The organism is Pseudomonas sp. GW822-FHT02E03 (assembly GCF_058802325.1).
This window is the reverse complement of the sequence record NZ_JBXAOA010000005.1, coordinates 108,549-121,611: the sequence shown is the minus strand read 5'-3', so window position 1 is coordinate 121,611 and position 13,063 is coordinate 108,549. Positions and strand designations below refer to the sequence as shown.

Here is a 13,063-nt window from a genome sequence, read left to right as displayed (position 1 = left end):
TCGACGTCATGAAATTATCCATGAGTCGACCCGTATTCTTTCCGGAGAGTGGATGATTCGTCCCTCGGTTTTGTTACTGCTGTGTTGTTCGTTGCTGCTGCCCATGCCGGCGGTTGCGCGTCTGGCCGGGCCGTTGCAAGCCGTGCCGGCGGCCAAGGTCCGCGACCTGGCGGAGATTCGCAGCAGTCGCGTGTTGCGGGTATTGGTCAACCAGAGCCGCAACAGCTCCGGTGAAGTCCAGGGCCAGGCCATCGGCGTCGAATACCACCGCCTGCGCGCTTTCGAACAATACCTCAATGGCCATGCCCGCGATGGCCAGGAAATCACCCTCAAGATCATTCCCAAAGCCAAGGATCAACTGCTCGGTGCGTTGCAGCGCGGGGAGGGTGATCTGGTTGCGCCGGGAGAATTACTCGACCCGCAACCGAGCCTCGCCGTCAGTACCAGTCAGCCGATTGCCAGTAACGTGCCGTTGCTGCTGGTGGGGATCAAAGGCGAGCGACGTTACACCCGTCTCGAACAACTCTCGGGCAAAACCCTCGCGCTGCCCACCGGCAGTGCCGCCGGGGATGCGGTCAGTCAGATCAATCAGAAACTCGCGCTGCACAAACTGCCGCCGGTGAAGATCGAGTGGGTCGATCCCAGCCTGGCGGTCGAGGACGTGCTGGAAATGGTTCAGGGCGGGATTTTTCATCTGACGATTGTCGAGCAACCGATTGCCGAACGTTGGGGCAAGATCCTACCCAAATTGCGCTTCGATCGGCAGGTCATGATCAGCGAACCAGGCGAGGAATACTGGTTTGTGCGCCGCGACGCTTCAATGCTGCGTTCGAGCATCGATCGCTTCCTGACGACTTACAAGAAACCGTCGGACCAGGATGCGGCGTTCCTGCGAATCTATCGACGCCTGTATCAAGTGCACTATCCCTTGGCCAAGGCCGATCGGCAGCGCCTGGAAAAACTTCGACCAGTACTGCAAAAACATGCCGAAGCCCAAGGCATGGACTGGCTGAACCTGGCAGCGCTGGCCTTCAAGGAGTCGGCGCTGCAACCCAACGCCAGAAGCGGTAGCGGCCCCACCGGCCTGATGCAAATCACCCCGTCCGCCGCCCAACGGGTTGGCGTGAGTAATATTCAAAACCTCGACGCCAATGTGCAGGCCGGCGCCAAGTACCTGGCGATGATCCGCCGCAAGTTTTTCGCCAGCCCCAAACTCAACGAGCGCGAGCGCATGGCGTTCGTGCTGGCGGCCTACAACATGGGACCGGAGCGGGTTCAAGGCATGCGCGCCGAGGCCCGGCGGCGCGGCTTGAATCCTAATCAGTGGTTTTTCCAGGTCGAGCGCATCGCCATGGAGCAGGTGGGGATGGGGGCTGTCAGCTATGTTAATAGCGTGAACAAGTATTACTTGGCGTTCGATCGGGAGCGGGAGTCGTTGGAGCCTCAGGGGCAAAAAGTGGTCTCACGGAAATGATCGACTAAGCTGATTGTTATGGTGCGTTTTTTGCGCTTTTAACATGAGTTTTATTGATTAATATAGCGGCCAACCAACACACACACTCACAATGGATGACACAGCATGAGCACACTGATCAACAAGGTACTGTTCACTCGCGCGGGCTACGGTCTGACGATTCTGCGTATTTTCGTCGGCATCATCTTCGCGGCCCATGGCTCACAGAAACTCTTTGGGGCATTCGGCGGCTACGGCATTGCCGGCACTGCGCAGTACATGGAAAGCATTGGATTGGCTCCGGGCAATGTGATGGCGATCCTGGCCGGTGGTACCGAGTTCTTCGGCGGTCTGGCGCTGATCATCGGTCTGCTGGCACGCCCGGCAGCGCTGGGGCTGACCTTTCTCTCTCTGGTGGCTATTTTCACAGTGCACATCAGCAACGGCCTGTTCATGGCTAACAACGGTTATGAGTTCGCCCTGGCTTTGCTCGGTGGCAGCCTCGCGGTGCTGATCGAAGGTGCAGGCAAACTTTCGGTAGACCGCGCCATCACCAACTGACTGCCCTGGCTCAACGAAAAGGCCTGCATTGTGCGACGCACTGTGCAGGCCTTTTTGTTGCTGGTGATTCTTGACACTGTCCGGTCAGCTTCTCTAGGATGCTGCCCATGCGCCGATTTAAACAGCTACTTGCGGGGCGCCAGGTGACTCATTCAGTTGCCGATAGAAGCTTGAAACAGGCTTCGAAATACCGCTAAAGCGCTGGTTCGGTGTTGCCTCTCACCTGCCATGCAGACTTTTGAGGCAGAGACACGACACAATGAATGCATTAAGCCCCGTTATACGCCCCGCGCCGATCACGGCACACCTCACCCAGCGCAATCCAAAAATCCTGCTTGGCGGTAAACATCAGCCGACGCTTTTGCGTTACCTCGATGGCTGGCCACGTCGCACCGGTGGGCCTGCTGCTTTCCTGATTCAGTTTGTCGACGACGGCGAGTCATTGGCACGGTTTGCCAACGACAGTTTCGATCTGGCGGTGATTCTGGCACCCAACGCCGAGGATGCGCCTGAAGTGATCAGGCAGCTGACTCGCGTGGCTCGCCAAGGGCTGATTACCCGTCGCTGAGGTTCAGAGCGCCGCGGCTCAAAAATAGTCGATCGCCACGATATACACGAGTTGTTCACCGGTCGGTGTCTGGACCCGCACTTCGGCGTCCAGTGCCTTGCCGATCAAGGCGCGCTCATTTTAACTCTATTGGTCGTATCTGACCTTTTATAGTTATTATTTTGTGTTAATTGGTCAAATATGACCACTAATGCAACAAATTACATATCTTGCTATTGATGCAACTGGTCAGAATAGATCCTTTGTTCGATATTATTGGTCATACTGGATCAGTTCTGACCAATAGTGTGTTCGGAGAAAGCTATGTCGCTCTTGCATTTTTTGTACAGCCCAGCGGAAATCGCACGCGAGCTGGGGAAGAATGCCGAATCGTTGCGCTTGTCCAAGAACCTTTCTCGCAGAACCTTGGCTGAGCAATCCGGAGTGTCTGAGTCCTCCATCAAGCGGTTCGAACGCTCAGGCTCGATCACTCTTGAGTCCATGATTCTCCTGGCCACGGCGCTCGATGAGCTAACGCCGGTGATGAGTCTTTTCAAACCCTCGCATCCAGGCTCAATCGACGAGCTAAAAAATCTCAAGCGTAAACGAGGCACCAAATGAGCTCGCCTATCCCCAGGTTCAAGCCCACTGAATCGCTCACCGTCACTGCCAATGGCGTAATGGTTGGCGAATTGAGCCGTATCGAGGGGAAAGGCATCTACTTTGTGTACGACAAAGAATGGCTGGCCAAGGGGTTCGACCTTTCTCCCCTGACAATGACATTCGATGACAAGCCACAGCTCGCTCGTGAAAGTCGTTTGTTCAAGGGCTTGCATGGCCCATTTGCAGATTCCTTGCCGGACGGTTGGGGGCTTCTGCTGATGGATAGATTCTTCGACGCGACCTTCGGAGCAGGCACCTCGCTGACGCTCAGTCCGCTGGATCGGCTGGCCTATATTGGTGATCGGGCTATGGGGATCTTTGAGTACCATCCCAAAGCAGAAAAGATCGCCGCCGAGTCAGTGAATCTTGCTCGCCTATTCGAGGCATCTGTCGAGGTACAACAAGGAGACACCCCAGGAGTGCTCAAGGGGTTACGTTTGGCGGGTGGCTCCCCCGGTGGTGCTCGCCCCAAAGCAATCGCCGCACTGTCACACGATCTTGAAACTGCGACTTCAGCTTTTGGCCCACTTCCACCTGGATACGCTCACTGGCTTGTGAAGTTCAGGGCTCTGAGTGAGCCTTTGGAGACTGGAGGGATCGAGCAAGCGTATGCGGTGATGGCCAGAATGGCCGGGGTGAATATGGCGCATACGGAACTGCTAAAGGTGCAGATGCGCCAGGGCGGATTTGAGCGGTTCTTCGCAGCCAAACGTTTCGATCGTGATGGCGATCGCAAGATTCATATGATTACCCTCTGCGCGTTGGTCTACGCAGACTTCCGGGCGCCGACGATGGATTACAGCCAGCTACTCAAGCTGACAAGCGCACTGACGAAAAGCGCTGCCGAGGTTGAGAAAATGGCAAGGCTCATGATCTTCAATGCGGTGTTCCACAACTACGACGATCACACCAAAAACTTTGCGTTTCTGTATCACGAGCCTCAGGACAAAAGTGGGCAGGGGGGCTGGAAGCTGTCTCCAGCGTACGACCTTACTTTCTCCAATGGGATGGGTGAGCACTCCACTGCATTTTCAGGTCATGGTAAACCGACACGAAAGGTCATCAGAGACCTGTGCAAGGATTACAAATACCTCAAGCCTGATGAATACCTAGACCAAACCCTCGCGGCGCTTGATGACTGGGATCGTGTGCTCAGAGCACTGAAAATCCCCAAGTCTGCGGGGGCAGCAATTCACCGGGTCCTTAGTGATTCAAGGGTGCGCTTCGCTTGAGCGCGACCTGGGGCTCCAAGAGCCGATATAACCTTGCTGGAGATAAATCGTTAGTGAGAAATCCATCTTGAGTACGAACATCATCACAAAGGAAGGTCATGAGGCTCTGAAGCAGGAGCTCGACTACCTTTGGCGGGAAAAGCGTCCTGACACCACGCGCAAGGTCACTTGGGCGGCGTCGCTCGGCGACCGTAGCGAAAACGCGGATTACCAATACAACAAGAAGCTGCTCCGGGAAATCGACCGGCGTGTTCGGTACCTTCGCAAGCGCCTCGAAGATGTGCGGGTGGTCGCGTACTCGCCTGAGCAGGAAGGCAGGGTCTTTTTCGGGGCTTGGGTCGAGATTGAAAACGAGGCAGGTGAAATCAAGAAATTCCGGGTTGTGGGGTATGACGAAATCTACGGTCGCAACGATTACATCTCCATCGATTCGCCAATGGCGCGTGCGCTTTTGAAGAAAGAGGTCGGTGATGAGGCCGTTGTGCAGACCCCGAGCGGAGAAGTGTTGTGGTGGATAAACGAGATCAGATACCCGAAATAGGGTGTACTCGGCGTTTTCCGAGCAATCGCCCTACGGGGAGGGCGATAACGGCTCGTGGTGACTTCTTGCGATTGAATACTTGATGTGTTTATCAACCCTCACGCAAGACTGTCAGGGGGCTGGCATTCAAGGCGCGGCGCGTGCCGAACACACCGGCACCGCCGATCAGCACGGCACCGATCAGTGGCAACACCAACAGCCATGGATGCGGATGCCAAGGCAGGTCGAAAGCGTAGCGGTAGAGCACCAGACTCACCAGTTCCGAACCCAGTGCCGCCAACAACCCGCTGACCGCGCCGAGCAGACCGAACTCGATCCGCCGGGCCCTGACCAGCAACTGTCGCTCGGCGCCTAGCGCTCGCAGCAATGCACCTTGGCGAATGCGTTCATCCAGCGTTGCCTGCAAACCGGAGAACAACACCGTCATGCCCGCCGCCAGCACAAACAACAACACATACTCCACCGCCAGGGTGACCTGGCCGAGAATGCTGCGCAGCTGCGCCAGCAACGCTTCGACTTGCAGAATGGTCACTGCCGGAAAGCTTCGGGACAGATCGACGATCTGCTGATCGTGACCGGGCGCCAGGTAGAAGCTGGTCAGGTAGGTCGCCGGCAAGTCCTTCAGGGTGCCGGGCTGGAAGATCATGAAAAAGTTCGGCTGGAAGTTGTCCCAGTTGACCTCCCGCAGGCTGGTGACTTTCGCTTCCCGATTGACCCCGCCAACGGTGAATACCATGTGATCGCCGAGCTTGAGCTTGAGGCTTTCGGCGACTTTACCTTCCACCGATACTCCCGGTATTTCATCCGATGGTTGCTGATCCCACCAGTTGCCGGCGGTGAGTTTGTTGCCCTCCGGCAGCTCGGCCGCCCAGGTCAGGCTCAGGTCCCGTTGAATGGCTCGATCACCGGCCGAATCCTTGCTGACGATGTCCTGCACCGGCTCGCCATTGACGCTGATCAGCCGTCCCGGCACCACCGGGTACAGCGGCGCCGATTGTGCCGACAACTCCATCAGTCGATCGGTAAAGGCCTGTTTGTCCGCCGGCAGAATGTTCAGGGCGAAGTAGTTCGGGGCATTTTTCGGTAACTGGTTTTGCCAGGTGTCGAGCAATTCGCCACGCAGCAAAGCGATCAGCGCCATGGACAGCAGAATCAGACCGAAGGCCAGGGCTTGACCGGCCGCCGCCAGTGGATGGCGCAGCAGTTGGCCCAACCCGAGGCGCCATGGCAATTCGGCGCGCGCCAGCATCCGGCGCAGGCTTTTCAGTAGCAGCAACAGCACGCTGCCCAGCACCAGTGCCGCGATCACACCGCCGCCGAGCAGGGCGAAGGTCAGCAACAGGTCCAGGCTCAAGCGCCACATGATCAGGCCGAGGGCGCCCAATGCCGCGCCATAAACAATCCAGCTGCTGGACGGAATCGGCAGCATGTCGCGACGCAACACGCGCAACGGTGGCACCCGACCCAAAGCGGCCAATGGCGGCAGGGCGAAACCGGCCAACGCCACCAGCCCGGTGCCGATCCCCGCGATGGCCGGCAGCAGGCCACCCGGTGGAACATCGGTCGGCAATAAATCACGCAGCAGTGCAAACAGCCCCAGCTGCGCCAGCCAGCCGAGCAGGGCGCCGCTGACGCTGGCGAGCAGTCCGAGTACGGTTAGCTGCAGACTGAACAGCACCATGGTTTCCCGACGGGACAGGCCCAGGCAGCGCAGCAATGCGCTGGCATCGAAGCGGCGGGTGGCGAAGCGTGTCGCCGATAACGCCACCGCCACACCGGACAACAGCACCGCCACCAGACTGGCCATGTTCAAATAACGTTCAGCCTTGCCCAGGGCGCCGCCGATCTGCCGATTGCCATCGCGAGCATCCTGGATACGCTGGTTGGCCGCCAAACCTGGCTTGATCAGCTGCCGATAGGTTTCCAGCGCCGAGGCGTTGCCGCGCCAGAGTTCGCGGTAACTGACCCGGCTGCCGGGTTGCACCACGCCGGTTGCCTCAAGGTCGCTGAAGTTGATCAGTACCCGTGGCGTCAGGCTGTAGAAATTGCCGGCGCGATCCGGTTCGTAGGTCAGCACCCGCGCCAGCGTCAGGGTTTTCATGCCGACGTCGATGCTGTCGCCGATCTTCAAGTCCAATGCGGTCAGCAGTCGCGCTTCGACCCAGGCTTCGCCGGGTTTCGGTCCGCCACCGGGTTCTTCCGGCGCGAAGGGCGCGGGGGCGCTTTTCAGTTCGCCACGCAATGGGTAGACGTCATCGGCGGCTTTGATACTGGACAGCTGAATGCCGTTGTCGGTGGCGATGACGCTGGAAAACTCCACCACTTGAGCGTGTTCAAGGCCCAGCTCCGTGCCGCTTCTGATCTGTTCCGGTCGCGCCGGTGAGCTGCCTTCAAGCACTAGGTCGGCACCGAGAAACTCGGTGGCGCGCAGCATCATGGCGCTGTTCAAGCGGGCACCGAAGTAACCGATAGCGGTACTCGCCGCCACCGCCACCAGCAAGGCAAAGAACAAAACGCGCAATTCACCGGCGCGGGCATCGCGCCATAATTGGCGCAGGGCGATACTGAACAGGCGCAACAGCGGCAAGCGTGCCATCAAGGCTCCAGAGGGGCGACCAGCAGGCCGGCTTCAAGGCGGATCAGGCGCCGGCAGCGATGTGCCAGGCGTTCATCGTGGGTCACCAGCACCAGGGTCGTGCCGCTTTCCTGGTTGAGTTCGAACAGCAAATCGCTGATGCGCTCGCCGGTGTGGCTGTCGAGGTTGCCGGTGGGCTCATCGGCGAACAGCACGTCGGGCTCGGCGGCGAAGGCCCGGGCAATCGCTACGCGTTGCTGTTCGCCACCGGAAAGCTGGCGCGGCGAGTGGGTCAGGCGTTGGCCCAGACCGACCCGTTGCAGCAGTTCGGTGGCGCGCTCGCGGGCGTCTTTGCGGCCATCGAGCTCCAGCGGCAGCATGACGTTTTCTAAAGCATTGAGACTGTCGAGCAGCTGGAATGATTGAAAAACAAACCCCACATGCTCGGCTCGGATGCGTGCGCGTTGGTCTTCATCGAGATTGCTCAGGCCTTGCCCGGCGAGGGTGACTTCACCGCTGCTCGGCAGATCGAGGCCAGCGAGCAGGCCCAGGAGGGTGGATTTGCCGGAACCGGAGGCGCCGACGATGGCCAGGCTATCGCCCTTGTTCAGTTCCAGGCTGAGTTCGTGCAGGATAGTCAGTTCACCTTCCGCGCTCGGAACCACTTTGCTGAGGTTCTTCGCGGTGAGAATGCTTGCGCCCATGGAGAATCCGATGCGTGTGTGGTTTTTGAGTGCTGGCCTGGCCTTGATGTGCATGGCCCAGAACGCAGCGGCGGGTACCGTCCTGATCGTTGGCGATAGTATCAGCGCCGGTTTCGGGCTGGATACCCGCTTGGGGTGGGTGTCATTGCTTGAGCAACGGCTCAAGCGCGAAGGTTTCGACGATAAGGTGGTCAATGCATCCATCAGCGGCGACACCAGCGCCGGAGGCCGGGCGCGCCTGCCGGCGCTGCTTGCAGAGCATAAGCCTGCGCTGGTTATCCTCGAGTTGGGAGGCAATGACGGGCTGCGCGGAATGCCGCCAACACAATTGCAACAAAATCTTGCGTCGATGATCGACAGCTCCCGCGTCAGTGGCGCCAAGGTGCTGTTGCTGGGCATGCAATTGCCACCCAATTATGGCGTGCGTTACACCCAGGCCTTTGCCGAGGTATTCATCAAGGTGGCCAACGAGAAAAAGATCCCGCTGGTGCCGTTTTTTCTCGACGGTGTGGGCGGTCATCCGGACCTGATGCAAGGCGACGGCCTGCACCCGGCTGAGGCGGCGCAGAACAAGTTGCTGGAAAATGTCTGGCCGACACTGAAACCGCTGCTTTGACGCTTTTCTAGCGGCGGTGTTTCGGCTAAGGTGGCGCCCCCGATTTGGAGCCCCCGATGCCGCGTCCTGCCTGGTCCCTATTTGCCTACCAACTGATCGAGCCTGACGAACAGCTGGATCTGTTCGCCTGCCAGGAAGTGCGCGTGCATCTGGTGACGCGTCAGCTGGAGTTGGGCGGCTCGGTGGACCGAACCTTGTGCGGCAGCCTGTTGCCGGCGCAACCGCGCTGGTCGAGCGTCGACCGTACCGTGTTCCAGGACCAGCGTCTGTGCTCGCTGTGCCGGGCCATTCTGGAGTCGCAAAAACGCGGCACCTCGCCGATCTGGCCTGAGTTGCGGTTCGAGCTTTAGATCGCCTGTGGCGAGGGGGCTTCCTCTGTGTTGGGCCGGCAGTTATCGCCGCTCTTGTAGGAGCGAGGCTTGCCCGCGAAGGCTGTATACCAGGCGGCTTGTTTTTTGATGGTGTACATATCCGTTTCTGCGGTAACAGCGGCTTAGGGTTTCGCTCTTACAGCGAGTCACTTTCGCGCTTTTCGAAAGTGACTCGCTGTAAAAGCGAAACCAATAGAAGCCGCGACCGCAGAAACGGATATGTACACCATCAAGATAAATACCTATGCCTCCATAACCTCCCCAGGCAAGCCCCGCAACCACAGGTCTTTACGTCTCCCCGAAATAACGGGAGGCGGTGTACAATCCCGTTTTTATACCCTTGTCGATCATGCGAAGGATTTTCCGGATGTTGCCGCGCTTTCCCGCCGTCACCCGCTGCCTGTCTCTTGCCGCCCTCTGTGTCGCGGGTCCGGTAGCAGCATTGGAGCTACCCCTGCCACCTCCCGGTGAAGACATCATCGGCCAGGTGCAAGTGATCAAGGCCAAGTACGAAGACACCTTCGCCGACCTTGGCACCACCTACGATCTGGGCTACTCGGAAATGGTCGCGGCCAACCCTGGGGTCGATCCATGGCTGCCGGGCGCCGGGACCGAAATCGTCTTGCCGACGCGTTTCATCCTGCCGCCGGGTCCTCGTGAAGGCATCGTCATCAACCTGGCTGAATACCGTCTCTACTATTTCCCGAAAGGCCGGGACGTGGTGTACACCTTCCCGCTGGGTATCGGCCGTGAAGGCTGGGGCTCGCCGATTGCCCACACCAGCATCATCGCCAAGACGCCGAACCCGAGCTGGACGCCTCCAGCGTCGATCAAGGCCGAGCACGCCGCTGATGGCGATCCACTGCCGAATGTGGTGCCAGCCGGCCCAGACAACCCGCTGGGGCCGTTCAAGTTCACTCTTGGCACTCCGGGCTACCTGATCCACGGTTCGAACAAGAAATTCGGTATCGGCATGCGCACCAGCCACGGCTGCTTCCGCATGTTCAACAACAACGTGCTGGAAATGGCCAGCATGGTGCCGGTCGGGACGTCGGTGCGGATCATCAACGACCCATACAAGTTCGGCCTCAGCGCCGGCAAGGTTTATCTGGAAGCGCACACGCCGCTGGACGACAAGGGCAACCCTTCGGTAGTCGACAAGCACACCGCAGTGATCAATGCGATGCTCAAGCGTGAGGACATCACCAACAACTTGCGCATGAACTGGGATGTGGTGCGTGACGTGGTTGCCGCTGAAGATGGCCTGCCGGTGGAAATCGCCGTGCCGAATGCGTCGGCGTCGATGGTAACGAGTGCGCCGATCGACCTGCAGCAGTAACGCTTTAAAGGAACCCGCCGACGCAGGCCGCGTCGGCGGGTTTTTTATGGCCTGCAGAAACAGCGGGCAATAAAAAAGCCGACCCAAAAAATGGGTCGGCTTGATAACAATCCCGAAGGACTATTACTTGCGGCTAGCTTTTTCCAGCATGCGCAGAGCACGCTCGTTAGCTTCGTCAGCAGTCTGTTGTGCTTTTTGAGCAGCAGCCAGAGCTTCATCAGCTTTACGGTAAGCTTCGTCTGCACGAGCCTGGGAGCGAGCTGCTGCGTCTTCAGTAGCAGTCAGACGTGCTTCGGTTTCTTTCGATACGCTGCTGCAACCGGTAGCCAGAACTGCGGCCAGAGCCAGAGCAGAGAATTTCAGAACGTTGTTCATCGTGTTCCCCTTCAAGGACTTTCTATTAAGTAGCTGTCTCCTCAGAGTGAGGAAATAGCCGGCGTACATACTACCCATTACTTGTAGTAAGTAAACTGACGTAGAGCAAGAAGCAAAAAAAATTGTAGGCGTTGATTCTTTTTCGAGCAACTTTTAACTGCATTGTATAAAAAATATCCAGCTGCGAGGCCCGAGCTGAGCGAGCCGCCAAAGAAAAGTTCCCCACCTCGGCAGCTGTTTTTCAGTCTCGACTAAAGTCTGTCTAGATGGAATCGTCCAGACTTTTGTTCGGATTTTGCGCAGCGGCTCTCATATCTTTATCCATGTTGAGGTGACTTAAACAAAGGGCGCTCGTCTTAAGTCGCAATATCCGGCAATGTTCAGGCTCGACTCGGGAAGATTCCGGTCAGGCCGCCCCTGCATTACCCAAGCAACATCCGCCTGCCAGCATGACGAGCGTCCCTTGAGCATTTCTGCCAATGGTGCCTACTATTTGATACGTGCTCGGTTGCGCGAGATTGGTGTTGCTCTCTCGGTGTCCATTCAGGCACAGGGTGGCGTAGATGTTCCTTCGCCGGAAAAACATCGGTAAGGTAGGGGTCAGAATTAAAGACCCGCGAGGAGTAGTGATGAGCGAGGCGTTGTCCATCCACCATGACCAGGCTGGTCATCAGTTCGAGACCACTGTGGACGGTTATCGTGCCTACCTGACCTATATGGATCTGGGGAAACAGACCCTGGATATTTATCGTACCTTTGTGCCTAACGCGCTGCGTGGTCGCGGCATCGCGGCGGCGTTGACCGAGCAGGCACTGCAATACGCCGAGGAAATGGGCTACACAGTCATTCCATCGTGTTCCTATGTGGAGCGCTACATGGAGCGTCACGCGCGGCATGCCGCCAAGCTGTGAATAAAGCGAACGCATAAAAAAACGCCAGGTTTAAGCCTGGCGTTTTTTTATGCGTGAAACGGTGATCAGCTGCGATCGCGTTTAGGCAACACATCCTTGAGCTTGGCGTGCATGCTGCGCAAGGTGTTTTCGGTGGCGGTCCAATCGATGCAGGCATCGGTGATCGACACGCCGTATTGCAGGTCGGCGAGGTCTTTCGGGATCGCCTGGCAGCCCCAGTTCAGGTGACTTTCGACCATCAGGCCGATGATCGACTGGTTGCCTTCGAGGATCTGGTTGGCGACGTTCTCCATCACCAGCGGTTGCAGGGCCGGGTCCTTGTTGGAGTTGGCGTGGCTGCAATCGACCATGATGTTCGGCTTGATCTTCGCCTTGTTCAGCGCTTGCTCGCAGAGCGCGACGCTGACCGAATCGTAGTTCGGTTTGCCATTACCGCCGCGCAACACCACGTGACCGTAGGCGTTGCCCTTGGTGGTGACGATCGACACGCCACCTTCCTGGTTGATGCCCAGGAAGCGGTGTGGGCTGGAGACCGATTGCAAGGCGTTGATGGCCACTGTGAGGCCGCCATCGGTGCCGTTCTTGAAGCCGACAGCCGAGGACAGGCCGGAAGCCATTTCACGGTGAGTCTGGGATTCGGTGGTGCGTGCACCGATCGCCGACCAGCTGATCAGATCCTGCAAGTATTGCGGGGAGATCGGGTCGAGGGCTTCGGTTGCGGTCGGCAGGCCCATTTCGGCCAGGTCCAGCAGCAACTGACGCCCGATATGCAAGCCATCCTGAATCTTGAACGAGTCGTCCAGGTACGGGTCGTTGATCAGGCCTTTCCAGCCGACGGTGGTGCGTGGCTTCTCGAAATACACGCGCATGACCAGATACAAGGTATCGGACACTTCCGCCGCGAGCGCTTTCAGACGCTCGGCGTATTCGTGGGCAGCCTTGATGTCATGGATCGAGCACGGCCCGATCACGACGAACAGGCGGTGGTCGGTGCCATCAAGAATGTTGCGAATGACTTCGCGGCCCTTGGTGACGGTGCGCAGGGCAGCGTCGCTCAGAGGGATATCACGCTTGAGCTGATCGGGAGTGATCAGGGTCTCGTTGGAGGCGACGTTAAGGTCGTTGATCGGTAAATCAGCCATCGTTTACTCGTCAGGTCACGGGTGCCGGCCGCC

The 13,063-nt window shown here is 58.2% G+C and carries 14 protein-coding genes and 1 pseudogene; 10 read left to right on the top strand and 5 right to left on the bottom strand.

Annotated elements, in window-relative coordinates:
- Positions 1 to 52: 52 nt before the first annotated feature.
- From AC1RQB_RS05885 to AC1RQB_RS05875, 3 genes are all read left to right on the top strand, one after another.
- A complete protein-coding gene (locus AC1RQB_RS05885; protein ID WP_063341099.1) occupies positions 53 to 1,474 on the top strand; it encodes an MltF family protein in 1,422 nt (473 codons plus the stop codon).
- Positions 1,475 to 1,579: 105 nt separating this feature from the next.
- A complete protein-coding gene (locus tag AC1RQB_RS05880; RefSeq protein ID WP_063341098.1) occupies positions 1,580 to 2,014 on the top strand; it encodes a DoxX family protein in 435 nt (144 codons plus the stop codon).
- 259 nt (positions 2,015 to 2,273) lie between these two features.
- Complete coding sequence (locus AC1RQB_RS05875) at positions 2,274 to 2,582, top strand: hypothetical protein (RefSeq protein ID WP_052964043.1); 309 nt, start codon at positions 2,274 to 2,276, stop codon at positions 2,580 to 2,582.
- Between the two features lie 18 nt (positions 2,583 to 2,600).
- Here the strand turns inward: AC1RQB_RS05875 and AC1RQB_RS05870 are convergent.
- Positions 2,601 to 2,696, bottom strand: a pseudogene (locus tag AC1RQB_RS05870) (transcription elongation factor GreB); the annotation flags it as partial.
- A 189-nt stretch (positions 2,697 to 2,885) separates the two neighbouring features.
- Between AC1RQB_RS05870 and AC1RQB_RS05865 the strand changes: the two are divergent.
- The 3 genes from AC1RQB_RS05865 to greB all read left to right on the top strand — a co-directional run bounded on the left by AC1RQB_RS05865 (position 2,886) and on the right by greB (position 4,997).
- Entirely contained in the window at positions 2,886 to 3,182 is a 297-nt protein-coding gene (locus AC1RQB_RS05865; protein WP_063341097.1) for a helix-turn-helix domain-containing protein, read from the top strand.
- Complete coding sequence (locus tag AC1RQB_RS05860) at positions 3,179 to 4,456, top strand: type II toxin-antitoxin system HipA family toxin (RefSeq protein WP_063341096.1); 1,278 nt, start codon at positions 3,179 to 3,181, stop codon at positions 4,454 to 4,456. The genes AC1RQB_RS05865 and AC1RQB_RS05860 overlap by 4 nt, the downstream gene beginning before the upstream one ends.
- 67 nt (positions 4,457 to 4,523) lie before the next feature.
- Complete coding sequence (gene greB / locus AC1RQB_RS05855; protein WP_063341095.1) at positions 4,524 to 4,997, top strand: transcription elongation factor GreB; 474 nt, start codon at positions 4,524 to 4,526, stop codon at positions 4,995 to 4,997.
- Between the two features lie 91 nt (positions 4,998 to 5,088).
- Here greB and AC1RQB_RS05850 read toward each other — a convergent pair whose 3' ends face one another.
- Both AC1RQB_RS05850 and AC1RQB_RS05845 read right to left on the bottom strand, forming a co-directional pair.
- Complete coding sequence (locus AC1RQB_RS05850) at positions 5,089 to 7,593, bottom strand: ABC transporter permease (protein ID WP_063341094.1); 2,505 nt, start codon at positions 7,591 to 7,593, stop codon at positions 5,089 to 5,091.
- Positions 7,593 to 8,276 (bottom strand): ABC transporter ATP-binding protein, encoded by a 684-nt coding sequence (locus AC1RQB_RS05845; RefSeq protein WP_007899869.1) that lies wholly within the window; start codon positions 8,274 to 8,276, stop codon positions 7,593 to 7,595. The genes AC1RQB_RS05850 and AC1RQB_RS05845 overlap by 1 nt, the downstream gene beginning before the upstream one ends.
- A gap of 10 nt (positions 8,277 to 8,286) precedes the next feature.
- Here AC1RQB_RS05845 and AC1RQB_RS05840 point away from each other — a divergent pair, with 10 nt between their 5' ends.
- From AC1RQB_RS05840 to AC1RQB_RS05830, 3 genes are all read left to right on the top strand, one after another.
- On the top strand, positions 8,287 to 8,892 hold the full coding sequence (locus AC1RQB_RS05840; RefSeq protein ID WP_063341093.1) for an arylesterase: 606 nt from the start codon (positions 8,287 to 8,289) through the stop codon (positions 8,890 to 8,892).
- A 56-nt stretch (positions 8,893 to 8,948) separates the two neighbouring features.
- The gene (locus AC1RQB_RS05835; protein WP_008075246.1) at positions 8,949 to 9,242 is read left to right on the top strand and encodes a hypothetical protein; all 294 of its coding nucleotides are present in this window, start codon (positions 8,949 to 8,951) and stop codon (positions 9,240 to 9,242) included.
- A gap of 388 nt (positions 9,243 to 9,630) precedes the next feature.
- A complete protein-coding gene (locus AC1RQB_RS05830) occupies positions 9,631 to 10,602 on the top strand; it encodes a L,D-transpeptidase family protein (protein ID WP_008075710.1) in 972 nt (323 codons plus the stop codon).
- A 123-nt stretch (positions 10,603 to 10,725) separates the two neighbouring features.
- Here AC1RQB_RS05830 and oprI read toward each other — a convergent pair whose 3' ends face one another.
- Entirely contained in the window at positions 10,726 to 10,977 is a 252-nt protein-coding gene (oprI, locus tag AC1RQB_RS05825; RefSeq protein ID WP_003172710.1) for an outer membrane lipoprotei OprI, read from the bottom strand.
- 629 nt (positions 10,978 to 11,606) lie between these two features.
- On the opposite strand from oprI, the gene AC1RQB_RS05820 reads away from it, so the two are divergent.
- Positions 11,607 to 11,888 (top strand): GNAT family N-acetyltransferase, encoded by a 282-nt coding sequence (locus AC1RQB_RS05820; RefSeq protein ID WP_007899932.1) that lies wholly within the window; start codon positions 11,607 to 11,609, stop codon positions 11,886 to 11,888.
- 65 nt (positions 11,889 to 11,953) lie between these two features.
- Here the strand turns inward: AC1RQB_RS05820 and AC1RQB_RS05815 are convergent, their stop codons facing one another.
- Positions 11,954 to 13,030, bottom strand: coding sequence for a 3-deoxy-7-phosphoheptulonate synthase (locus tag AC1RQB_RS05815; RefSeq protein ID WP_007899930.1), 1,077 nt, complete (start codon positions 13,028 to 13,030; stop codon positions 11,954 to 11,956).
- Positions 13,031 to 13,063: the final 33 nt, after the last annotated feature.